This window comes from Paenibacillus sp. FSL R7-0198 (assembly GCF_038000415.1).
Lineage (GTDB): Bacteria > Bacillota > Bacilli > Paenibacillales > Paenibacillaceae > Paenibacillus.
In genome coordinates this window covers 4,842,771-4,867,243 of the sequence record NZ_JBBOCB010000001.1, presented here as the reverse complement: position 1 = coordinate 4,867,243, position 24,473 = coordinate 4,842,771, and the positions used below count along the sequence as shown (strand labels likewise).

Sequence of the window (24,473 nt, the reverse complement as noted above, 5' to 3'; positions counted from 1 at the left end):
AAAATTACATCGATTTGATCACAGTTAATGCATTGGTTCGGGATGCGCTAATTGCCGGATATATACCCGATACAATGCCAACCAGAACAGCAAAAACGATGCCAAGTGGCAGAGCCGACTGCTGAATAAAGACGCTCATCGGGCCATTCATCTGATCTGCCATCTGACTCGCCAGCAGACTGTTCACCCCGCCGAGGGCAGCAAAGGCAATCCCCACACCAGCCACGCCGCCCATCAATCCAAGCATCGCTGCTTCCGTAATAAACATCTGACGGATCTGCCACAGATTTGCGCCCAGCACCTTCATCACACCAATCTGTTTACGACGCTGATGCGTAGACATAATCATCGCTACAATAATGGATAATGAGGCCAGCAGCATGATAAAACCACCGATCCCCAATGCCGCTTTCTGGTACATCGCCAATTGACCTGCCATCGCTTCCTCCTGGAACAGATTACTCTGTGTGTTTAACGTCAGCTTTTTAATCTGTTCTTCCACCTGGGATACATAACGTTTGTCCTCAACCTTGACCAGAGCCGAGTTAAGATGTTTGGCTGCACTACTGTCAGCCTGCTGCAATCCAAGCTCATCCTGCAAGGCACGAGCTGTATCCAGCGGCAGATATACCTTTTTATCGTTTTGAGCACTCATTTCATCCGTGTTGGAAGGCTTCGTCAGTTCTCCAGACACGCGTATCGAGCCGCTCATTTTTGTTTTACTTGCATTGGTATAATCTTCATATCGAAACTGAATACTTTGCTGAACGAGCTGATCCTGCTTCGATGACATTTCCGTATACTGCTGCAAAAGCTCATTGTTATATGGATCAGCATTCAACTGCTCGAATAACTTCTGAGTTACTTTCGGGTCCACGAGTCCGAACGCGGCTCCATAACTGGTCACCGCCATACGACCATCTTCTGCCCCACGTCCCTCAGCATAGGTGTATCCAAAACCGTCAAGGGTCTCCAGCTGGGTCCCAATGACCTCAACATAAGTGCTGCGACCATCCGGAAGCACCATTTCGAGCGAATCCAGCTTTAACATGGGAGCCACGGCAACCACATGAGGAAGTCTTTGGATAATCTGAATTTTCTCCAACGTCAGCGCACCCCGTTCAAACTTCGATGTCTGACCACTCCCCTTGCCGTTGCCGGTACGAATGCCTTCATTAGGTGTAATCGTAATCTCATCCATCTTGTAATTGTCGTTTAATGTTTTCTCACTATAGGTCTGTACGGACTGCCCCACGCTAAGTGCAATGATCATGGCGGCAGAGCCGATGGACAGCCCCATCATGCACAACAGTGTGACCATTTTTCTGCGAATGATCTGTCCCCAGGCCATACGTGCTACATCCCGTATTCTCACATTTCTTCTCCTTTTGCCTCAAACTTCCCTTACAGCCTCTTCGACCAGTATGCCATGTTGCAGTGTCAGCACGACCTGCATCTGCTCCGCGACCTCTGCTTCATGTGTCACAATGACAAAGGTGGTATTCATATCCCGGTTAAGCTGCTGCAAAATCGCAATAATCTCTTCCTCCGTCTCGGTATCCAGATTCCCGGTAGGCTCATCTGCAAAGATCACCGAGGGTTCGGTAATGAGCGAGCGAGCAATACTGACACGTTGTTGTTGACCGCCCGACAACTGAGACGGGAACAAGTTTGCTTTTTCACTCAGTCCAACCTGTTCCAGTAGCTTTAATGCTTTTGCTTTGCGTTTCGAAGGGCTGATGCCCATGAACACCAAAGGTAACTCTACATTTTCACGGATCGTAAGATTAGACAGCAGCTCATAGGACTGGAAAATAAACCCGATGTGACTGCGCCTGAACTCAGCCAGGCGATTTTCACTGAAACGTACAATATCTTGTCCCGCAATTAGAATCTTGCCCTGATCCGGTTTCATCAGCCCCGCCATCAGATTCAGCAGCGTGGACTTACCCGAACCAGAACTGCCCAGCAGGGCTACCATCTTGCCTTCTTCAATCGTCAGGTTGATATCCTGAAGCACCGGCACGGTTCCCTGGCCATTGCGGAACGAGTGGGATAATTGTTCAACTTGAAGCATTACTACATTTCTTCCTTTCTACTTGCTAAATATGTACAGAGGTTGTTCAAAAAGCCCGCTTTTGATTACGAAGGATGTCTAATGACATCATCAACATCGAATATAGAATTCAGCCGAAATGTCCGTTGCTCACGTAGTTTTCCCTACGCTCTGCTACTCCATTTCTAGCTTCATCCCATCTTCTCGGTACTGAAAACCAGTTTTTTTGAACTTGTATGTATAGATTCGCGTAGCACATTCCCTTTTCATTATAGGGTGGAGATGTATCCGGGCTGGCCGGAGTTGTATCCAACTTGTAAAATGTCAAAACAAAAAGACCTTGTCCGCAGAGGAGATATCGCCAGCTCCACCAGACCAAGGTCTTATATTCGTATACCTTCCACAGCTTACCAGGCTCTGAAACTAAAGCGGTACAACTCACTTTTATCCATCGTACTGCCCACTGCAAATAGCTCATCGTTATTCCACTTCAGATTAGTAAAGTTATCAATATTGCGGTAGATCACCGTATCGGACGAAAGCTTGCTGTCATTCAGGTAAGCAACATGCAACTCACTCTTCTGATTCTGATTGTCCATCGGATAAAAGTACGCTATTCGCGATTCATCTGCATCCAGTTCGAAGTTCCAGATGGAACCTTTTAATACCAGATCATATTGCTCCTGTGCTGCACGATACCGATATAGTCCCTGTACCTTATTCATCGTTCCCTGGATGAGCATGTCACCATTTTTCAGCAACTTGAATTGTAGAATGTCTTCCATTGCAGCATACGCCTTCACTTCATGCCCATCCTCAAGCGATACACGATAGATGGCATACTTGTCTTTCAGCATCACCAGCATATAAAACTGCTTCAGATCTTCGCTGACCTGCAACACATCCATTACGATAAACGTATCATTCGAACTTTTCCCTTGTTTCGATCCTGTGAACATGTCCATCAGCTCTTCATGCGTGTAGATGATATGACTCGTCCCCTGGCTCAGATCAACTTGTTTAAATAACAGATCATCCTGACCAATGTAGGATTCGTTCCCTACAAACACTCGATAATACGAGTTGTCGTTCGGAAGCTTGCGACGTTTCCCATCCTCAATCACATACTCATACGATGTCTTCTGTGCCTGACCCGCCCGGTACTGGGAGTATATGATTTTCTTGTGATTTGGACTGATTGCAACGCCATAATCCGTATTACTCGCAATATTCTTAACTTCATTATCATCCAGATGCAGGAGAGACAGTTGAAGCCCTGAATAGGAAGGTTCCGATTGATTCAATATAATTGTGTTCCGGTCTACCACTTCAAAATCAAAGATCGCGAAGTCATTCGGAATCTTGGTCGCCGACTCGATCTGAATCGTACTGCTCGGTGGTGGCGCCAGACGACTGTTGAATTGCTCACTTGGCAAAATTACTGTTCTAGGCTTGAGATTTCCAATACTGAACAGGCTTCCAATCCCAAAAATCCCGCTGACAAATGTGATCAACAGCCCGGACAGCATCAATATGTCTCGGTGTTTACGCCAAAATCCAGGATGTCTCATGCGTTCATTTCCCCCGGAAGACTGATATTTACTTGTGTCCCTTGCCGCATGATGCTCTTCATCTCCACTGTTCCTCCATGACGCTCAACGATGTTCTTCACAATAGACAGACCCAGCCCGGCACTGCCTTTCTCGGCCCTGTTGATTCCTTTATCCTGGTAAAAGGGTTCAAATACATGCTGGAGCGCTTCAGCTCCGATTCCTTCCCCCTGATCACGAATTACAATCGCGATGGAATCACCTAACCGGAAGGATTGTACTTCAATGATTGAGTTTACATCACTGTACTTGACCGAGTTATCCAGAACGTTGAGGAAGACCTCCTTCAGCTTATCCCGATCTCCCTGAAGATACTGGTGTTCCTCCAGCTCATAATGAATCCCTATATTGTACTTACTGGCCTTAATCGACATATCCTCGCAAGCTTCACGGATAATATCCGATACATCGATACGTTCGAAACGGTACGCCTGAATGACCGCAGAGGAGACCGATACCTCCAGAATATCCGCAACCATCGTGTTGAGACGCTGGCTTTCCTTAATAATATAATTCATGCCTTTGTCAAAAAAGTCCTGATCGGTAAATCCGTTATCCCGCAAAATCTGGGCGTACCCCAGAATCGTTGTTAAGGGTGTCTTCAATTCATGCGTCACATTGTCAAAAAAGACTTTGCTTCGCGCCTGCACTTGTTTCACTTCGTCCCGCTCCTGCTCAATCACATCAATCTGCTCCCGTACCCGATTAATCATGACAGTGAAGCTTGAAGCCAATTCACCAATCTCATCCTTGGTCGTAATCTGAATGTCTGCATTCAGACTTCCCTGGGCCACTTCCGCAGAACGTTTCGTGAGTACACGGATAGGTTGTGTAATTTTCCGGGAAATAAAGATGGATGCGATAAATACAAATACGAAAATAACCGCTGCAAACAACTTGATCGTATTTTGGAACCGAAGATTGCGTTTGTACAGGTCCGTGTAATCCTTTTCCAACTGCACAATGCCAATCAATTGTTGTTCCATCTGAAGTGGGAAGGACAGACTGGAGATGACCCGACCTTTATCCACAACGGTGGTGTAAGCGATCCGGGATTGTATGGCTTGCTCCACATCAGGATGGTCAGAGCGCTTGGCAACGTTAACCTTGCTACTAGCAGATCCGTAGGGCGAAGCATCAGGACGGAATACCGTAATCTTTCCACCAACCGCTGAACCAATCTGCTCCGCGAGCTCGCGACTTCCGGCTTCGAGCGAGTCTCTGCTCATGCGTTTGTTATGAATCAGGAAGTACTGATTGAGCGCGATGTCCAGATTTCTTTTGGATTGCACCATATCCTCATGCACTTCCCGATACATATTCTCCTGTGCCACCTTATTGGACAGAATCAACAGAACGGAGAATCCGATAAAGACGATGACCGAGAATAACACCACCATTTTGAACTGGATCGTCCACTTCATGTCTGTACCTGAATATTCAGCTTGTACCCCACACCGAATACCGTTTCAATCATCGAAATGCCCTGCGCACCACTATCCAATTTCTTGCGAATCCGTTGCACATGAATGTCCACCGTTCGGGTATCCCCTGCAAAATCAAATCCCCATACTTTGTCCAGCAGTTCAGAACGTGTATGCACCTTGCGATGATGGGTCACGAGAAATAACAACAGGTCATATTCCTTATTGGTGAGTCCTGCGCGTTCCCCGTCTTTCCACACTTCCCGTTCATCCTTGCGAATCTCAATATGTTTGCCAAGCCTTACCACCTCATAGGATTGATTCTCCAGTGTCTCACTGATGAGATCAATCCGACGAAATATTGCCCGAATGCGCGCAACCACCTCACGGATATCAAAAGGCTTCGTGATATAGTCATCTGCCCCCAGCTCCATGCCAAGTACCTTGTCCAGCATGTCCGACTTCGCAGTAATCATGATGACAGGTATCTTGGAATTCACAGATAGTTGTCTGCACACATCAAAACCGCTCATATCTGGCAGCATCAGGTCCAACAGAATCAGATCCGGCTTCGAATCCCGAAGCAGATCCAGACCCTCTTTTCCCGTAGCTGCTTCCTTGATCTCAAATCCTTCCTTACGTAACGAATAGGACAAAATATCGCGAATGGACTCCTCGTCCTCAATAATTAAAATCTCTTTTTGTCTCATGATACCCTCGTAATCTCCCTGCTCTATGAATTTCATCTGCCTATATTTTGTATCCCAAGCCGTATACTTGAATAGAGGGAAGCACGAAATGTTACAACTCCGATACAACTCTGAACCTTTTGGAAACAAACTCCCGATATACTTGGATCATAAGAGACTCATACCAGACCGGACCCAAGCCTGATCTGTATCCAAGGGGGATTCACATCATATGAACAACACACAAATTAATGATGCTTATGTCAACTATAAATCAGAAATCACAAGGTATCTATCCCATATCGTCAAACAACCGCAAGACGCAGAAGATCTGGCACAGGATTGTTTCATTCGACTGATGAACGTTACCGGGGATATCCCTGAAGATCGGCTTCTCTATTATCTCAAACGCATTGCCCGTAACCTGGCGATGGACAGCTTCCGCAGGCGGACCCGTACACTCAGACGAGACAGTCGTCTGGAGGTACCTACCCATCACGTCGATACATCCCACCTTGAAATTAGCGAAGGTGTTCATGATCTTGTCTCCCATATTAACAACACCGAACATCGTAAAATATTAGAACTTCGCCTCATCCATGGATACTCCATTAAGGAAACGGCAGAGCTGGTGAATCGCAGTGAAGGCATGATTAAATCCTCTGTCTTCCATGCCGTCAATCGAATTCGGGCCAAAGTCATCTCATAGGAGATGGCTTTTTTTATGCCGAAATCAATATACGAGGGTAGATTGGATAAATAAAGACAGGATCGAATTACCTATGGATATGTCAAAAGACCCAATTTTACAAATATCGAGTTAATTTTTACAAATTGTTATGACTATGTGAGATTTTCATGTGGTAGAATATGGACGAACTCATGAATCAACTAATATTTGGGAGGGATTTGGTTGGGTAAATTAACAGGTATGCGAGGAGTATTTTTAAAATCACTCTTGGCATTGTCCATGGCTTTGCCGCTTCAGGTCGGATTATGGAACGGAGATGCATCGGTTAATGCGGAAGGACCGACAGACCCGGCACCGTTCATCCAGGCAAAGGTTGTGAATCAAAATGCAGGTAAAAAAGTATTGTTCGACAACTCTCACGGCCAAACGGCTGGAGCTGCAGACTGGGTCATTGATGGAGGTTTCTCCGACTTCGGGAATGCACTCGCGAATGATGGTTATTATGTCAAAGAACTTCGCAAGACAACTCCATTTACCTATGATGATCTGAAAGAGTATAACGTATTCGTTATTGCAGAGCCTCAAATTCCTTTCAAAACATCCGAACAAGCAGCACTCAAACAATATGTTGAAACGGGCGGCAGCATCTTCTTCGTTGGAGATCACTATAATGCCGACCGTAACAAAAACCGCTGGGATGGCTCTGAAGTCATCAACGGTTACCGTCGGGGAGCTTTTGAAGATCCGGCCAAAGGTATGAGCACCGATGAGCGTAACTCGGATGCCATGCAAAATGTAACTAGCACGGACTGGTTGTCCGATAACTTCGGCGTACGTTTCCGCTATAACGCACTTGGCGATATCAACGCCAATATCGTTGTACCGGCAGATCAAGCCTTCGGCATCACAGAAGGGGTATCGGCTGTAGCCATGCACGCCGGTTCAACACTTGCAATCACCGATCCAGAAAAGGCAAAAGGTATTGTGTACCTGCCAAAAACCAACGCAAAATGGAATAACGCGGTAGACCAAGGTGTCTACAACGGTGGCGGGATTGAAGAAGGTCCTTACGTGGCTGTATCCAAGCTGGGCGCAGGTAAAGCTGCCTTCATCGGTGACTCCTCTCCAGTAGAAGATGCATCACCAAAATATTTGCGTGAAGAGACAGGCACACGCAAAACAACTTATGACGGTTTTAAAGAAGCCGATGATGCCGTGTTGCTCGTGAACACCGTAAACTGGCTCGCTACACAAGAGAACTACACAAGCCTAACTGAAGTGAACGGACTTGAACTGGACACAGCTACAGCGCTGCTGCCATTTGAAGAGCCAGCTGCTTCCACAGAACCACAGGCTGAACCTTGGGCCGCACCTGCTGCCGGATACAAGTGGTACGATCGTTCCACGTTTAAGGCTGGTTCTTATGGCGGACCTGCATCCAGCGCAAACGCTGCTTACAGCTTCGTGAAGCAGGATACACTTCCAAATGCAGAAGACTTCCAGATTCGTGTAGTTGTGGAGAATATGGCTCCAAACACAACCGTATCCGGTTATAGTGCCGGTATCTATCTGACTGGCGGAACACAGGTCGCCATGATCCAGAATGAAAGTGGTACTTGGCCAACTTCGTACGGGTATAGCTCCACATTCAGTGTAACCTCGGACAGCCAAGGTCGCGGGATCAAAGACCTGAACGTCCGTATCAAACCGGGTACAACTGGTGCTGCGAGCTTGCGTCTGCGTCTGAATGGCAGCAACCTGATCACCAATGCCGTGACTGTTGGCAATGTGCCAGCAGAACAGCTTCCGGAAGAAGAAGGACCGATTCCAGCGGCTATCACCGTTGCTGAAGCACGCACCAAAGCAGTTGGTACGACCGTAACTATCGAAGGTGTTGTGACGACAGAACCGGGTGCATTTGGTGGACAAGCCTTCTATCTTCAAGATGAAACTGCCGGAATTTACGTATTCCAGCATACTAGCGGCTTCCATGCAGGTGACAAGGTGAAAGTAACGGCAGCAACAACCATCTATAACAGCGAGTTCGAGCTTACGGATATCGTGGCGATTGAGAAAACAGGTACGGCTTCCGTACCTGCGCCAATCGAAGTTACAGCAATTACAGATGCGAACCAGGGTCAACTGGTTCAATTGAAAGATGTAACGATCGAGAATATCATCAGTGCTACACCAGTTGGATCATTTGAATTCGACGCCGTAGCAGCAGATGGCACGAGCACACATATCCGTGTAGATACCCGTACAGGTGTGACGGAGACTGCCTTCCCTTATGTTGCTGGTGACAAAATCGATATCACAGGCGTTTCCGCTATTTTCAAAGATGTATATCAATTGAAACCTAGAAGCTTGAATGATTTTGTACCTGCGGAAAATCAAGGTGGAGGCGAAACACCTTCCACTCCAGCTGAAGGGGCACCGGGTAAACCGGTGCTTTCCTCTGATAATGGATATACCACTGGCCTGTTCGAAGGTTCGTACAACGTAAGCATGAACCTCTGGTGGGGCGAAAATGGTTCTGAGTACAAACTGTATGAGAACGGCGTTCTTGTGGATACCCAGAAGTTAACTGCAACTACACCGTCCGCCCAATTTGCCAAAACAGCAATTACAGGTAAAGCCAACGGCACGTATACCTACGTAGCTGAGCTGACCAATGACAAAGGCACAACACGCAGTGACGTGCTGACGGTACAAGTAACTAATGCTGCTCCCGGGAAAGCCAACTTGTCCCAAAACAACTGGGATGGTGACGGCAACTACAACGTATCTATGAACCTCTGGTGGGGTACAAACGCTACTGAATACCGTCTCTATGAAAATGATGTTCTGATTGATACACAAGCGTTGAAAGCTGCTACACCAGCTTCTCAAAGTGCTACAACTGAATTGTCCAATCGCTCTAACGGAACGTATACGTACCGTGCTGAGCTGATCAACGCCGCAGGCGTAACAAGCACCGAGACAATTACGGTTCAAGTTACTAAAGCATTGCCTTTGGCTAGTTAAGTGCCAGTAAAAAAGCCTAATGTTTGACCAAGCAACTAAAAAACCGAAACCAACATTGCCTGATTCACAGGGCAACCTGGTTCCGGTTTTTTTATATGGAAGGACATATGTCGGTAAAACAGTAAAGTGGTCACGTTTTCTTTGATGATCGTGCATGTAGAACCCTTGGCCAGAAAGTAGACACTCGTGGCACTTGTGGCATTTATTGCACTTTTTGCACTAGTCGCGCTAATGATAATTTTTCCGGCTTCAGCCTTTCCAAATTGCTGCACTCCCTAGGCGCTAACGAACCTGACAGATCTTATTCAGCCATTTGGGACGAATTTTAAAATCTAACGAACCTCAGCATCGCTATTGAACAACATTTCAGTTACCAAAGGATCAAATCGGACAAAATGCAACATATAGCGTCACTACGATTCGTTAGAATTCCAGTGGTGCCTTATGAGGCTAAATAGGGTCTCTCTGGTTCGTTAGCCCAGCTCCAGCAAGGCTACATTTTCTAAATACCTTAACGACCATACAGAACCCTGGTTCATTTCAAGCGTTCCGGCTCATATCCATTTCTAACAAATAGAATGCTGTTCCATACAGCAAAATAAGCGGCGATGGCGATGACACTAATGACAAAAATCAAGTTCATCTGTGTAAATGTATAACTGCTTCCCGTGAAAATAATCAGGATTGCACTGAGCCCAATATTTTCTTTGTTATGTTTTTTAAACTTCTGAAAGATCATTCTGTATAGTAGCAGGAGTACCATAAACCCAATCCATATAAAATAAAATATTTCCATAGGTCACCTTCCTTTAAAAACTCACTTCTTTTATTGGTATCTAGGAGGAGTATTGATTAATATCCTTAATTCCCTTTATATAGAAACCTATTAATCTTACATGTATTTGGAAAATAATTCAATCATCTTTAAACATATTCTTGGAAACCTCTTATTCCTCAAAAGTTAGCTGAGAAACAAAAACGCACCGTTGTTTATTCGCAGACACGAAAAAAGACTATCCCTGCCAATATTCTGGCACCGAATAGCCCTCTCTTCTTACGCTATCATCTAATCTTAATTTATCATCTAATATATTCGTAACTCCACATTAACACTACACCAGCTTCTTACGAATATAACCCGAGATCAGGTCAATAATCGTGATCATTACGATAATACCCAGCAGGATAATACCTACTCGCGGCCAGTTTCGGGTACTTAATGCAAAGATCAGCGGTGTACCAATCCCCCCTGCCCCAATTACACCCAGTATGGTCGCGGAACGTACATTAATCTCGAACCGATATAACGTATAGTTCAGGAATCCAGGCATAACCTGCGGCAGGATCGCGAACCACAACTGCTGCATGCGATTGGCTCCAGAGGCAAGCAGCGCCTCAGATGGGCCATAGTCAATATTTTCAACTTCATCCGCGTATAATTTGCCTAACATGCCGATGGAGTGCAATCCAAGGGCGAGTACCCCTGCAAACGATCCGGGACCTACTGCCTTAATGAACAACAAGGCCATGATAATCTCAGGGAACGTGCGGATAAAGCTGAGTACCATTTTGCCTGCACCCGAGATGGAACGATGCCCACTCATGTTACGGGCAGACCAGAAGGCAAACGGGATACAGAGCACAGCTGAGATCACGGTACCCAACACAGAGATTGCCAGCGTATCCAACAATCCTCGCAGCAAATCTTCTCCTTCAGGCAAATATACAAAATTCCAATCCGGTGAGAAAATCCCGGCTACAATGGCCTTCATAATCTGAGCGGCTGTTTCCTTGAAACCAGTAAATGGTACACCGGCAAGAGCCCAGACATACACAAGGATCAGCAGTAACACAATGACCCAGCGAAGCGGGTTCTTCCGTGGTTTAGGCCGGATGCGGCTTGTTTCATTTTTCATCATAGCAATTTCTCCCGCAACTTAGTACTTACATAATCAATGATCAGGACAATGACGAGGGTAAACAGAATGATTACGCTGGTCTTGTCATACTCCAGGAATCCAAGTGTAGCCTCATAGTAAAGTCCAATTCCTCCGGCTCCCACCAGTCCCAGAATGGCAGCAGCACGTATATTAATTTCGAAGGCATACAGCACATAGGATGTGAACTGGGCAGCCAGTTGCGGCACCACGCCATATACAATGAGCTGAATCCGGTTCATACCAACAGCCGTCATTGCTTCCAACGGCCCCTGATCAATGGTTTCCAGCGTCTCATAGGTCAACTTCGCAATCAGACCTATCGAGAACACAGCCAGTGCCAAGATTCCGGGGATTGGCCCCAAACCAAACACAGCAACGAACAAAGCAGCAAGCAACAGATCCGGCACGGTCCGAATCAGGTTCAGCAGAAAGCGCGCCGGATAGTAGATCCAGCGACTTGGCATCAGGTTACCGGCACAGATAATCGAGACCGGAATCGCAATAATCGCACCAATGGTTGTCCCAATCAGGGCCATTCGGATCGTTTCCAGCATGCCTTGCACGATATTATCAAAGTAACTCCACCGGGGTGGGAACATCTCCTTCAGCAGATCCAGCATGTTGGGAAAACCTTCAAACAACTCCGTGAAACTGGCATCCGTCTGTTTGGCACTGGCCCACAGAAGGAGCAGAATGATCACTAAAGTGAGCAGATGTTTCGTACGCCCAGGTGGTTTTGGGCGATTTACAACTTGAGCCGCGCTGGAACCAGGTCCCTTCCCTACTCCGCCTGAATTCTGAAGTGGAACGTTGGACTGCCCCTTCATACCACAACTTCTCCCTGCTCATGTACAGCCTGCTTGTCCAGCAATTCGTCAGCCAGAATTGGTCTGCCGTATATTTCTGCAAAGCGCTCATCCGTTGCCTCTTCCACCGGACCATCGAATACGACCTCACCTGCTCTCAATCCGACAATACGGGTCGCATACTCTCTCGCCAGATCAATAAAGTGAAGGTTGACGATGGTCGTAATCCCAAGGTCCTGATTGATGCGTTTCAGGTCATCCATAACCTGCTTTGTTGTAAGCGGGTCAAGTGAAGCAACTGGTTCGTCGGCCAGAATGATTTTTGCTTCCTGTGCCAGTACACGGGCAATAGCCACACGCTGTTGTTGTCCACCAGACAACTGATCTGCACGGGAATAAGCTTTCTCCGAGATATTCACACGATCCAGCGCAGTGAATGCCAGTTCAATATCCTCTTTTGGAAAACGTCCGAGAATGGTACGCATGGTGGAATGGTATCCAACGCGTCCAGCGAGTACATTACGTAGTACACTGGACCGTTTCACCAGATTGAAACTCTGGAAGATCATGCCGATGTCACGTCTGATCATGCGCAGCCGTTTGCCTTGTGCCTTCGTGATGGAACTTCCGTTAATCAGAATCTCGCCCTCACTAATGTCGTGCAGTCGGTTAATGGAGCGTAAGAGTGTTGATTTACCTGCACCGGACAGACCCACTACAGCAATGAATTCACCCTGCTCAAATTTCAGATTAATATTATCCAGGCCCTTGGTGCCGTTAGCGTAAGTTTTGGTAACGTTATGAAGCTCAATCATGACAATATCCTTCTTTCATTCATAATGATCAACCATACATGAGTCCTTGCTATAATGGCACAAGCCAGCGCAGCGTAGATCACGCTGAACTGGCCTGTCCATTGCTACGATTAAGCTGTTCCCCTCCAAGAAAGCGACTACAAAGTGAACAGATCCCGAACTACTTTTGGATCAGAATTATTCACCTTTCACTTTTTCACCATACTGGCGAACGATCTCAAACTTGCTATCATCGGACTCTACATAACCTTCATGCGTATAGATTTCTTTGATGATCTGGTGACCTTCAGTATCTTTACCGATATCGATGAAGGCTTGTTTGATCTTCGCAGTCCAATCTGCATTCATGTCTGTACGAACGGCAATGGTATCGTTAGGAATAGGCTCAGTGAACGCCAGTACACGTGTATCTTCAAATACAGTCGGATAGTCTTTAGCTACCGTGTTGCGGGCATCTTGGAAAATAGCTGCTGCATCAACGTCACCGTTCAATACAGCGATAACACCTTGGTCATGACCTTTCAACGTTACAGGTGTTACATCTTTTAATGGATCAATGCCTCTGTCCAGCAACAGACCTGCTGGCCATACATAACCTGCGGAAGACGTTACGTTTTGGTAAGCAACTTTTTTACCTTTAAGGTCCTCGATGGATTGAATCGGAGAATCTTTTTTTACAATGAACATGGATTTATAGGAATCCGCCAACTCTTCGGTTGGAGCACCTGTCTCATCATTTACACCGAAACGTTGTGCTTGCAAAATAACCTGCGCAGCGCCTTTTTCTTTAGCCAGTACATAAGCTGTCGGAGGCAAGAAACCTACGTCTACTTTGTTGGAAGCCATTGCTTCAATAATTGTGTTGTAGTCGGTGGATACGCTGACTTTTACCGGAATGCCCAGTTTGTCACCAAGCAACTTCTCCAGCGGTTTCGCTTTGGCTTCAAGCGTATCTGCGTTCTGGGAAGGAACAAATTGAACCGTCAGTTCAGTTGGCACATAACCTTCGACAGCTTTCTCTGTCTCTGCCGTAGACGTACCGGATGCATTGGAACTCGTATTATCCCCGTTAGCCGAACCTGTTGTACTACTGCTAGACCCACAAGCACTCAGAAACAGAACCAAAATCAACAATGGTAAAAATAAAGCAGACTTCTTCAAACGAACACCCTCCAAAGAGTTTCTATTTTTCAGTACTTATCTACTATAGTTGCCAAATATTAGCGCGATGTGAAACGAAATTTGGAGTTTTGTAAAGTTTCCTGTCAGGCTGTCAGCGCGACTTGTATCTGTTAGAATAGGCTCATTATGGTTGAAGATATAAGAAGAACATCGGAGATAACGGCGTATACTTCGGTTCTTCAGGCTATTCATTCTTCTCCGTTTTATGGTAATTCCATATATCTGAACTTATATATTAGAGGAGATTGTAAAATGACATCCACAAACCATACGGCAAGCTTCGATATTCTGTATACCAGTGATCTGCACGGTGCGATCCGTCCCATTCATTACAATACCAATGCCTACCGCCCGGCTGGGCTTGCCCTGCTGGCTTCCCTGATTCGTAAGGAACGTGAACGTTCACCTGAATTGATGCTGGTGGATAACGGGGATCTGCTGCAAGGATCACCCTTGGCCTCTTATGCAGCTTCACAGGTTTCCAAAAACGAAATGCATCCATTCATAACAGTATTGAATGAACTCGGTTATGATGCTGCGGTGATGGGCAATCACGAGTTTAACTATGGTCAGAATCTGTTGCGCGGAGCAGTTGAAGCTTCCAACTTCCCTTGGCTGTCTGCCAATATTGTAAAAGATGAGCAAACGGACGTACCTGCGTACGGCCCTCCGTATCTAATCAAAACCTTGTCTTCAGGCATCAAAGTAGCCCTGTTGGGCGCAACTACGCACTACATACCGAACTGGGAGCACCCGAAAAATATTGAGGGGTTACAGTTCCTGGATGCCTTGGAGACCATTCGTACATGGGTTAGCTATATCCATCAGCATGAACAACCAGATGTAATGGTTGTCAGTTATCATGGCGGATTTGAGAGTGATCTGGAGACAGGCGAGCCCACCGAACGGTTAACTGGAGAAAATCAAGGTTATGCCATCTGCCGGGACATCGAAGGCATCGATGTGTTGCTTACCGGACATCAGCATCGTCAGCTTACCGCTAATATTCATGGTGTAACCGTCGTTCAGCCGGGATTCAGTGGGAATGGTGCGGGGCATGTAACCGTTCAGTTGGAACAATCATCGGACGGGAAATGGCAGATTACAGATAAGCAGGCTCGGTTGTTACTTCTGGAAGAACATAGTGAAGTTGAGCCAGATGCAAACGTCATGCAACTGACAGAAGAGCTGGAAACTGAGGCTCAAGCATGGCTTGATCAACCCATTGGCGAAGTGACTGGGGATTTATCCATCACCAACGCTACGGCTCTGCGACTCAAGGCACATCCATTCATTGCTTTTGTACATCAAGTGCAGATGGAAGCGACTGGAGCGCAGCTCTCCAATACCGCCATGCTGAGTGAAGAAGCTCGCGGTTTCGGGAGTCACATCACCGTTCGGGACGTGTTATCCAACTTTATCTATCCTAATACACTGACGGTACTGGAGTTGAGTGGTCAGGATATCCGGGAGGCACTGGAACAAACGGCACGTTACTTTGAAGTGAATGCTTCTGGCGAGGTGGCAGTTAATCCGGCTTATATGGAGCCCAAACCCCAACATTATAATTACGATATGTGGGCTGGCATGGAATACGAGTTGGATATCTCCCAACCTGTGGGCAGTCGAGTTGTGAAATTGGAACGTGAAGGCAAGCCAATGGACATGAATGGCATGTACTCTGTGGTGATGAACAGCTACCGCGCTGCTGGCGGCGGGGATTATGCAATGTACCCGGGCAAAAAGGTACTGCACGAGGGTGCCACGGACATGGCCGCACTGGTGGAAGATTACATCCGCAGACATCAGCCGTTAACGGTGGAGCAAGCGGATAACTGGAAAGTTATTGGAAGTTAAATGAAAAAGAGCAGGTCCTGTGATCAGGATCTGCTCTTTTGTTTTCTACCTATAACTTCGTATAGAAACGTAATGTAGTTGATTTCAGTCTCATAATTTTAATACATATTGGAACTGAACTGACCATTAGCTTAAAGAAAAAACAACCAGTTGGTTGAACAGCTGCTTACTTGTTCTTGTTGAATTATCCTATCCTGTACTGTCCCGTTATCCGATATATTGAAGGATTAACTGATATAACGCTATTGAAAATCCTAAGATACTCGCTTTCATTTTAGATGGATGATTTCTTTCGCTGCGAATCAAATATAAGAAAACCACAATAAACCCTGCGGGGATCCATAGCTCAAAGACACCATTTGTTGTACTTTGAGAATAAATTGGCGTAATGAACGTACTAATCAAAAAGTAAAAGAAAACCGTAAAACGTCTTGTTTCTAACTGCTTGCTCCACCTTACTAGAATGAAAATAATAATGATTGCGATAATCGTAATGTGTAAAGGGGGAAAAAGAAGAGCAGCATTCCCAAATTTGAATTCCATTCCACATTGCCCTCCTCTCTTTTAATGCATCACATGACTGACTACAGGCATACGTGTAAAAATTCATTCTCATGCTTCAAAACCGCTGGCAACCTTCCAAAAACGGACCTATTCCAATATATCCTTATTTTAACATACAATCACAGTTCCATTTCCCACGTTTATTCAATAAAATATGCAAAAAGAGCAGAAGTGAGGAGCATCGTGCCCTCATCCCTGCTCTTTTTACATACCTACAAGTTTTTTTTCTAATACATGTCCCATATTATCCAAAATGACTATTGCGCCTTTTTACGCAGCTGACTGTAATACAGCTCGCTGTAGAAACCGCCTTGTTCCAGCAACGCATCATGCGATCCTTGCTCCAACAGATGCCCATCCTTCAGCACCAGAATCCGGTCGGCCTGACGGATCGTGTTCAGCCTGTGGGCAATAACAAAGCTGGTACGACCTTGCATCAGGCGTTGCAACCCTTCCTGGATTTTAATCTCCGTAACAGTATCAATACTGCTCGTCGCTTCGTCCAGTACGAGTATCGATGGATCTGCCAAGATTGCCCGGGCAATGGCGAGTAGTTGCTTCTGCCCCTGACTAATGCCGCTCCCGTCGGCTTGGAGCATTTTGTCGTACCCGTCCTTCATTCGCACAATGAAGGAATGGGCATTCGCCAGCCGGGAGGCTGCTTCCACCTCTTCATCCGTCGCATCGAGACGGCCAAATCGAATATTTTCCCGAATCGTGCCCTGAAACAGAAATGAATCTTGTAGTACAAATGCCATATGTGACCGCAGATTTTCACGTCGAATGGTGGTCATATCGCGACCATCTACCGTTAATGTGCCACCTGTCGGATCATAGAAACGGGATAATAGCTGAATTAATGTTGTTTTCCCCGCTCCGGTCGGACCCACAAGGGCAATCATCTCCCCCGGTTTGGCTTCAAAGCTGATGTCATGCAAAATATTACGTCCTTCATCGTATCCAAAGGATACTTTGTCGAAACGAACGGCTCCCTCCACCTTGTCCAGAGATACCGCTGCCCCTTCATCCTTCGCTTCCTCATCTTCGTCCAGCACCTCGAATACGCGCTCAGCCCCTGCAATTGCGGACAATAACGTATTCCACTGGTTCGCCAGATCATTCAGCGGACGGGTGAATTGACGAGCATATTCCACAAAGATAATAATTACCCCAACCGTAACGGAACCCTGAATCGCCAGTATACCACCGATGCCTGCAACAATCGCAAAGCTCAGGTTGTTCAATCCATTCATCAGTTTCGGGATAAAACCGGAGATCGTCTGTGCCCAGAAACCGGAAATCCGGATGCGGGTATTCCGTTCCTCAAAACCGCGAATCACCCGCTCCTCTTGCGAGAATGCCTTAATGATCCGCTGCCCGGATAACGTCTCTTCGATGTAACCGTTAAGTTCACCGAGATTGCGCTGCCGCTCCTTGAAGAGCGGTCCCGTTCTGCGCGTAATCCAACGCATGCCGATCGCCATCAAAGGCACAACGATAAAGGTAAGCAGGGTCAGTAGCGGACTAAGCCAGAGCATAACCCCAAACGTGCCAAGCAGCGTTAATACACTTGAGAAAATCTGGATCGCCGAGCTGTTCAACGTACCGCTGACATTCTCGATATCATTGGTCACCCGGCTCATAATCTCCCCCTGCTGGCGTTTACCGAAGAATGGAATCGGCAGCTTGTGCAGATGGGAGAACAAATCATACCGCATACGGAACACGGTTTCCTGTGCAATTTCGATCATCCATATATTTTGTAACCAGGATGTAAGAGAGAACAAGACATACACTGCGGTTAATCCAATCAGAAACCGAGTCCAGCTTGCGCCGGCTTCCCCCGCGATGTAATCATCCACGGCCACCCCCACCATGTAGGGGCCAAGCAAAGCGAGTGCGGAACTGGCAAACACCATCAACAGTACCATGGACAGCTTAACCTTGCGACGTGCCAGATAGGTCCAGATACGACCTAGCGTACCGGACCAGTTCTTCGCCCGTGCCTTGGGTTTGCGACCTCCGCCCGATCGTAATGTCTCCGAATCAATCGGTGGTGGCGGCTGACGGAAAGGCTCAATGAATGCTTTGAACATGCTGTGCACCCTCCCCGTATTGTGATTCATGAATTCGACGATACAGCTCTGACGATTCCATCAAATCTTCATGTTTTCCCTGTCCAATGAGTTGTCCATCATCAAGCAGCAGAATCAGGTCCGCCGAAGTGGTCGAACTAATCTTCTGCGTAATAATAAACGTGGTACACGACAATTCTTCGAGTGCATCCAGCAGTCTGCCTTCTGTGGCCACATCCAATGCGCTCGTGCTATCGTCCAGAATCAAAATTCTTGGTCTACGTACCAGTGCTCGTGCAATGGAAAGTCGCTGCTTCTGTCCACCGGAGAGATTAACTCCCCGTTGACCCAGCAATGTATCATAACCGTTTGGTAAATTCTCAATCGTTTCATGGATCTGCGCGCGCTTTGCGGCTTCCACGATCTCCTCCAAGGTAGCATCTTCCTGACCCCAGGCAATATTCTCCCGTATGGAACCGGTAAACAGGACAACCTCCTGAGGCACATAACCAATCGCACCACGCAGCATGGACAGATCCAGCTCTGATGCATCAGCACCATCAATCCGTACCTTTCCTTGATCCTCTGTGTATAACCGCGGAATAAGCTGTACGAGCGAAGATTTGCCTGAGCCTGTTGCTCCCATAATGGCAATACGCTCCCCCGCTTTTGCCGTGAATGTGATGTTATCCAGTACTGTAATTTCACTATTCGGATAACTGAAACCTACACTGCGGAATTCAACCGCTCCCTGCACAGCGCGCTGTTTCTTCGCCGGGTATACAGATTGCGGAAAATGTGAAGATTTCACAGATCCAGCAGATGGTATAGACGCTGATACTGCATTATTCTGTTCAGTCTCCGATGTATCCTCCGTATTAAACACTTCATTCAGTCGTTGCGCCGAAGCGCTTGCTCTTGAGAACGTCACCAGAATCCATGACAACGCAGACATGGCACCAATTGTGCGAAGCAGGTAGTTAATGACGGCGACCACTTCACCCACGGTTGCATTACCGGAGGCAATGTCGACTCGTCCAAACCATAACACGGCGATGATACAAACGTTCATCATCAGCAGCATGAACGGCATCGTAGTCTCCGTCAGGCGTAGCGCGGAGATTGTGCCTTTCATCAGCTTGCCGCTGAATCCGGCAAAGCGTTCAATCTCATGGCCCATCCGTACGAAGACACGGATCAGCCGAATGCCTGTCAGATTCTCCTGGATGACTCCATTGACGGCATCCAGTCTGCGCTGCACATTGCGGAACAGCAGCGCTGCCTTTTTGATCATCCACACTACAACAATGAGCAGTACAGGCACCATGACAACCAACAGCAGACCCAACCTCGGGTTCACGATCACTGCCATAATCATGCTACCAATCACCACCAGGGGCACACGTGTCATGAATCGCAGACTCATGAAGACGGTGTCCTGAACCTGGGTCACGTCCCCCGTTAATCGGGTAATCAGGGACGATGTCGCGAACCGGTTAAAGACAGCATAAGAGAACGTTTGCACTTTCTCATACAACTTCTCCCGCAGATCGTATCCGAACCCCAAGCTCGCATGGGATGCAAAGAACGAACTCGCAATTCCGGCAGCAAAAGCCACAACAGCACTGCCGACCAGCACGCCACCCCATAACCAGACGACAGACAAGTCTCCCTGTTGAATGCCGTTATCAATGATCTTGGAGATCAGATAAGGCTGAGCCAGCTCCACCGCAAGCTCAATTAACATCATGACCAGGGCTGCAATCGCGGCAACTCGGTACTTCTTCAAGTAGTACAACAGCTTGATCATAAGCATTCCTCCGGCTCGGAGCACCCTAAACCGATAACACGTTCCAGCTCAGAGCCTCCATTAGACATGTTGTTTTCTCCACAGCGTCCAATATGTAATCATTTCTATGTACACATATGGTTATTATAGCGTATTTTACAATGCCGCTTCTATTCTTATTACCCTACTTTTCCCAATACAATAAACTTCTCATCATTTTGGCAGTAAAAAAAGGAAGGTCTCCCTTCCCCACGCTAGTTAAGTGCTTACAGCTGACGTAGTTTTTCACTTAGATACTCCCGACGTTTCACCACATATTCGCGAATTCTTTCCGGTTCACCTGCAAATACATCCATGGGCCATTTCATGTAAGGATCTTTTTTGACATCTTCACGAATCTCATTGTGCAATAGATGGACTAGAGGCATAATTCGCTTCTCTGTAAAAGCATTCATCAGATGCTGGCGCATCAGCTTCTTATATTGTTGACGGAAACTGCGAAATGCCAGCAATCGTCCGGTAAGTCTGTTATACCCCTGAATACGAACAAGATTGGGGTCAACTCGTGTTCCATAACAGTTCCTCCCCCAAGTACCCTCATAATCCCAAGGCAGGATACCGTATTTCCCACTTTTGATTTTCTCATACCATGTGTAATTCTGATGAAATCCATCGAAGTTCCCTGTGAGCACAGCTCCGCTTAACCAGCGTAAATAATTGTCCGTATCCACCCTCGACTGTAAAAAACGAAACAATTCCAGCTTGGACTTTGTGTTCAACTGCTGAATAAAATTACGCAGTCTTGTGCGGTCCACATCTTTGCCCCGAATTAAGCTGTACCCAGATAATAGATCGGTACTTGTTGAAGAGGTATCCGAATTTATCGTAAAACCAGCATGATCATTCACTGCATAGAAGATACTGCGCACAGGGATTTTCCTTTGGCGAAAAAAGAAGGATTTCACCCCTTCAATCCGCAGGTATACACCCAAAAGCTGCCCGTTCAGATAGAGTACGCAGTGTTGTGTAGACGGTGCGGGTACACGAATCGACTCAAAAAACCGAAAAGAAAGTGCATTGCGCAGCAACGAAGGATCATCATACTCCGCATTAAAATGATACGTCCGGCTGGCTGTACGAATCTCAAATGATTTTTTGGGATAACCGCGTGTATGTCCTCCCCGGTATCGAAGCCGGATCGGAAACGGCTTGCCGTCCATCTGCATCGTGCTGTTTACAAACGTCTCTGACCATATATTGGACGTTAACTGTTGATATTCGGTTGGAGACAAGCTGATATGGTAGACAGGTAGAGCCATTTCCATCCGCCTTTCGAATACCTGTAAGATTCGCCCGTAGGCTCTTACACCATCCTATGCAGATGCACAGAAAGTCGTACGGGCGAATGCACACTCCTGATACTTATCACATCCGAATTCACTTGTCATAATGCGGAAAAACCGAGTTATTAATCTATAAATATACATAAATTCTAATAGATTATAGCCAAAATAATATAAATATAGTTAACTGGCTAGTCCCTCCAAGAGGCATGTCACATATGCTTAAACTACAGACAGACACGAATGACGAATGGAAGGGATCATAATTACATCCACCATTTTTGTCCATCTGAACTTATATCATGGAAGGGGTCAAACACAATGTCTATGAATGGTCAAGGAATGAGAGGTTTGTTGGGAAGAGAGATTAAGATTAACCGGGGAGGACCTGATTCAGTACAAGGTACACTTACCGACGTACGCTGGGACTACATGGCAATGAATTGCAAAGAAGGGATTGTCTACGTTAATGAATCACATGTAAAAAGTATAACAGATACAGGTCGTTCCGGTGGTAACCGAAATGCAGCCATGGGGAACCCAATTCCTTCCAATACGTTTCTGGGCGTAATGCAAGCACTCCGCTTCCGCCGTGTTCAGATTAACCGGGGAGGACCTGAAAAAGTCGAAGGCATCCTGGCCGATGCCAACCAGAACCAATTGATCATGGCTTTGAAAAATCAGGAGATTGTTCGTATTCCGATGCAACATGTGAAATCTGTATCCCTCGTACGTGGTGGTGGGAACAACAACAACAACAACAATAACAATAACAGTAGTAATACAAGTCAAGGGAACCAAGCAGCCCAAGGTAATCAGGCAGCTCAAGGCAACCAGTCGCGTGGCAACCGTTCTCAAGGGAACCAAGCAGCTCAAGGGAACCAATCCCAGGGTAATAAGTCCGGCGGCAACAAGTCACGGAACAACCAAGGCAATCGTTCTCAGGGGCAACGAGTTCAAGGCAACCAATCCCAAGGAAATAAATCTGGTGGTAACAAGTCGCGAGGCAATCAAGGCAACCAGTCCCGTGGCAACAAATCCGGCGGTAAAAAGAAGTAACTGAAATAAACTGAAAACTAAGTTATTTACTAGCTTAAAGGGGGGAATTATCATGTTGATCTTCGTCGCATTAGTCTTGATTGGTGTGCCTTTTTACTGGATCGTTGCACCGGGAAGGCCCACTCCATCCCATGAACATCTGCTTCAGGCTTCGTCAGGACTTCTCCCCCTGGGAGGTGAATCACAGTAAATGCCTGACTACCAGTTGTGGTTAACCTTCGGGGTCTTTATCATCACTGTCATTTTCCTGATGTGGCGTCCTGGCGGATTGAATGAATCTATACCCACCTCGCTTGGCGCCCTTCTTCTTATTTTAACTGGAGTGAGCAGCTATGCTCACATTGTTGGAATCTTCGGGATCGTATCTGGTGCAGCCGTAACAATTCTCTCTACCATAGTCATGTCGATTATTCTAGATAGCATCGGTTTTTTTCGCTGGATCGCTTTGAATATGATTGAGAAAGCGAGAGGTTCCGGCTTTCGATTGTTCTGGCTAATTCTATTACTTTGTTTTCTCATGACCATCTTCTTCAATAATGATGGCAGTATTCTGATCACAACTCCGATTATTATTCGAATCTGTTCTATACTTCGTCTGAAAATGCATCAACAGTTGCCCTACCTGATCTCCGGTGCTCTAATCGCTACGGCTTCCAGTGCGCCAATTGGACTTAGTAATCTGGCTAATCTGATTGCTCTGCAAATGGTTGGCTTAAATCTGAATACTTATACTCAGATGATGTTTGTGCCATCCATGCTTGCGATCATGGTGATGACTGTACTGCTATTCTATTATTTTCGCAGAAGTATTCCCAAAGTTATTCATCATTTCCCTATATCCCTGCAGTCTTCATCAGGTTCAGGATATCATCCGCTGCAGACAACTGAATCCGAGAATAAAGTAGACTGGTGGCTGTTCCGTGTCTGTATAGGTATCGTTGTATTTATCCGTGCAGGATATTTTCTAGCTGAGCAAGTCGGTATACGCATGGAGGTAGTTGCAATCACTGGTGTTATTCTCATGCTCGCTGTGCGTTGGTATCGCACCCGGACTGGACTCAAAGATGTGATAACACAAACGCCTTGGCACATTCTACTCTTTGCCTTCAGCATTTATGTTATTGTGGATAGTCTTCACCGCGCAGGCATGACCGCTTGGATCATTCAGTGGATGAAACCTATAATAGAAGGAGGAAATGCCAGCATCATTGCTGTGTCGGGGTTAATGCTCACTCTGCTTTCCAATCTATTCAATAATTTGCCCTCCGTCATGATTGGGACCTTTGCTGTTACAGATCTTCCACTAAGTGAATCTCAACTGCATCTTGCATATCTTGCGAACATTCTGGGAAGTGATATCGGAGCCTTGCTGACGCCTATTGGCACCTTGGCAACGTTAATTTGGATGTATATATTAAAGACCCATCATATTCGAATCTCCTGGAAACAGTATATGAAAGTTACCTTTATTGTGATACCAATCAGTCTAATTGTTAGCCTAATTTCACTATATATTTGGACATCTATTCTCTATTGAGAGGAGGAA

Annotated in this window: 20 protein-coding genes; 6 read left to right on the top strand and 14 right to left on the bottom strand. The window is 46.4% G+C overall.

The features are described from left to right. Positions 1-4: 4 nt before the first annotated feature. The 5 genes from MKY87_RS21105 to MKY87_RS21085 all read right to left on the bottom strand — a co-directional run bounded on the left by MKY87_RS21105 (position 5) and on the right by MKY87_RS21085 (position 5,800). Positions 5-1,375 (bottom strand): ABC transporter permease, encoded by a 1,371-nt coding sequence (locus MKY87_RS21105; protein WP_340966037.1) that lies wholly within the window; start codon positions 1,373-1,375, stop codon positions 5-7. Between the two features lie 18 nt (positions 1,376-1,393). Further along, a complete protein-coding gene (locus tag MKY87_RS21100) occupies positions 1,394-2,077 on the bottom strand; it encodes an ABC transporter ATP-binding protein (RefSeq protein WP_338591454.1) in 684 nt (227 codons plus the stop codon). A 386-nt stretch (positions 2,078-2,463) separates the two neighbouring features. Further along, complete coding sequence (locus tag MKY87_RS21095; RefSeq protein WP_340966035.1) at positions 2,464-3,627, bottom strand: hypothetical protein; 1,164 nt, start codon at positions 3,625-3,627, stop codon at positions 2,464-2,466. Then, positions 3,624-5,090, bottom strand: a complete 1,467-nt coding sequence (locus tag MKY87_RS21090) for a sensor histidine kinase (RefSeq protein WP_340966033.1) — start codon at positions 5,088-5,090, stop codon at positions 3,624-3,626. The genes MKY87_RS21095 and MKY87_RS21090 overlap by 4 nt, the downstream gene beginning before the upstream one ends. Then, the gene (locus MKY87_RS21085) at positions 5,087-5,800 is read right to left on the bottom strand and encodes a response regulator transcription factor (protein WP_210109649.1); all 714 of its coding nucleotides are present in this window, start codon (positions 5,798-5,800) and stop codon (positions 5,087-5,089) included. The genes MKY87_RS21090 and MKY87_RS21085 overlap by 4 nt, the downstream gene beginning before the upstream one ends. Before the next feature lie 211 nt (positions 5,801-6,011). Between MKY87_RS21085 and MKY87_RS21080 the strand changes: the two genes are divergently transcribed. Together MKY87_RS21080 and MKY87_RS21075 are read left to right on the top strand one after the other, a co-directional pair. Further along, entirely contained in the window at positions 6,012-6,488 is a 477-nt protein-coding gene (locus tag MKY87_RS21080) for an RNA polymerase sigma factor (RefSeq protein ID WP_340966031.1), read from the top strand. 222 nt (positions 6,489-6,710) lie between these two features. Continuing rightward, on the top strand, positions 6,711-9,497 hold the full coding sequence (locus MKY87_RS21075) for a DUF5689 domain-containing protein (RefSeq protein ID WP_445669461.1): 2,787 nt from the start codon (positions 6,711-6,713) through the stop codon (positions 9,495-9,497). 535 nt (positions 9,498-10,032) lie between these two features. Here MKY87_RS21075 and MKY87_RS21070 read toward each other — a convergent pair. The 5 genes from MKY87_RS21070 to MKY87_RS21050 form a co-directional block, all read right to left on the bottom strand. Continuing rightward, the gene (locus MKY87_RS21070) at positions 10,033-10,293 is read right to left on the bottom strand and encodes a hypothetical protein (RefSeq protein ID WP_340966030.1); all 261 of its coding nucleotides are present in this window, start codon (positions 10,291-10,293) and stop codon (positions 10,033-10,035) included. 316 nt (positions 10,294-10,609) lie between these two features. Beyond that, positions 10,610-11,416: a phosphonate ABC transporter, permease protein PhnE gene (phnE, locus tag MKY87_RS21065; RefSeq protein ID WP_282319249.1), complete on the bottom strand. Its 807-nt coding sequence runs from the start codon at positions 11,414-11,416 to the stop codon at positions 10,610-10,612. Continuing rightward, positions 11,413-12,264, bottom strand: a complete 852-nt coding sequence (gene phnE, locus MKY87_RS21060; protein WP_340909880.1) for a phosphonate ABC transporter, permease protein PhnE — start codon at positions 12,262-12,264, stop codon at positions 11,413-11,415. The genes phnE (MKY87_RS21065) and phnE (MKY87_RS21060) overlap by 4 nt, the downstream gene beginning before the upstream one ends. After that, on the bottom strand, positions 12,261-13,058 hold the full coding sequence (phnC, locus tag MKY87_RS21055; protein ID WP_062837418.1) for a phosphonate ABC transporter ATP-binding protein: 798 nt from the start codon (positions 13,056-13,058) through the stop codon (positions 12,261-12,263). Before phnC ends, phnE (MKY87_RS21060) begins: the two co-directional genes overlap by 4 nt. Positions 13,059-13,235: 177 nt before the next feature. Next, positions 13,236-14,234 carry a phosphate/phosphite/phosphonate ABC transporter substrate-binding protein gene (locus MKY87_RS21050; RefSeq protein WP_445669427.1) on the bottom strand — a complete coding sequence of 333 codons (999 nt, stop codon included), beginning with the start codon at positions 14,232-14,234 and terminating at the stop codon, positions 13,236-13,238. Between the two features lie 258 nt (positions 14,235-14,492). On the opposite strand from MKY87_RS21050, the gene MKY87_RS21045 reads away from it, so the two are divergent. Continuing rightward, positions 14,493-16,097, top strand: a complete 1,605-nt coding sequence (locus tag MKY87_RS21045; RefSeq protein ID WP_340966028.1) for a bifunctional metallophosphatase/5'-nucleotidase — start codon at positions 14,493-14,495, stop codon at positions 16,095-16,097. A gap of 207 nt (positions 16,098-16,304) precedes the next feature. Here MKY87_RS21045 and MKY87_RS21040 read toward each other — a convergent pair whose 3' ends face one another. From MKY87_RS21040 to MKY87_RS21025, 4 genes are all read right to left on the bottom strand, one after another. Next, the gene (locus MKY87_RS21040) at positions 16,305-16,640 is read right to left on the bottom strand and encodes a hypothetical protein (RefSeq protein ID WP_340909889.1); all 336 of its coding nucleotides are present in this window, start codon (positions 16,638-16,640) and stop codon (positions 16,305-16,307) included. A gap of 278 nt (positions 16,641-16,918) precedes the next feature. Next, a complete protein-coding gene (locus MKY87_RS21035) occupies positions 16,919-18,757 on the bottom strand; it encodes an ABC transporter ATP-binding protein (RefSeq protein WP_340966027.1) in 1,839 nt (612 codons plus the stop codon). Then, positions 18,738-20,546 (bottom strand): ABC transporter ATP-binding protein, encoded by a 1,809-nt coding sequence (locus tag MKY87_RS21030; protein ID WP_340966025.1) that lies wholly within the window; start codon positions 20,544-20,546, stop codon positions 18,738-18,740. The genes MKY87_RS21035 and MKY87_RS21030 overlap by 20 nt, the downstream gene beginning before the upstream one ends. A gap of 245 nt (positions 20,547-20,791) precedes the next feature. After that, a complete protein-coding gene (locus MKY87_RS21025) occupies positions 20,792-21,817 on the bottom strand; it encodes a CotH kinase family protein (protein WP_340966023.1) in 1,026 nt (341 codons plus the stop codon). Positions 21,818-22,189: 372 nt separating this feature from the next. On the opposite strand from MKY87_RS21025, the gene MKY87_RS21020 reads away from it, so the two are divergent. The 3 genes from MKY87_RS21020 to MKY87_RS21010 are packed head-to-tail and all read left to right on the top strand — an operon-like array spanning position 22,190 to position 24,464. Further along, complete coding sequence (locus MKY87_RS21020; protein WP_091034368.1) at positions 22,190-22,927, top strand: hypothetical protein; 738 nt, start codon at positions 22,190-22,192, stop codon at positions 22,925-22,927. Between the two features lie 52 nt (positions 22,928-22,979). After that, positions 22,980-23,117: a hypothetical protein gene (locus MKY87_RS21015; RefSeq protein WP_161799422.1), complete on the top strand. Its 138-nt coding sequence runs from the start codon at positions 22,980-22,982 to the stop codon at positions 23,115-23,117. After that, entirely contained in the window at positions 23,118-24,464 is a 1,347-nt protein-coding gene (locus MKY87_RS21010; RefSeq protein WP_253505941.1) for an arsenic transporter, read from the top strand. The last annotated feature ends 9 nt before the right edge of the window (positions 24,465-24,473 follow it).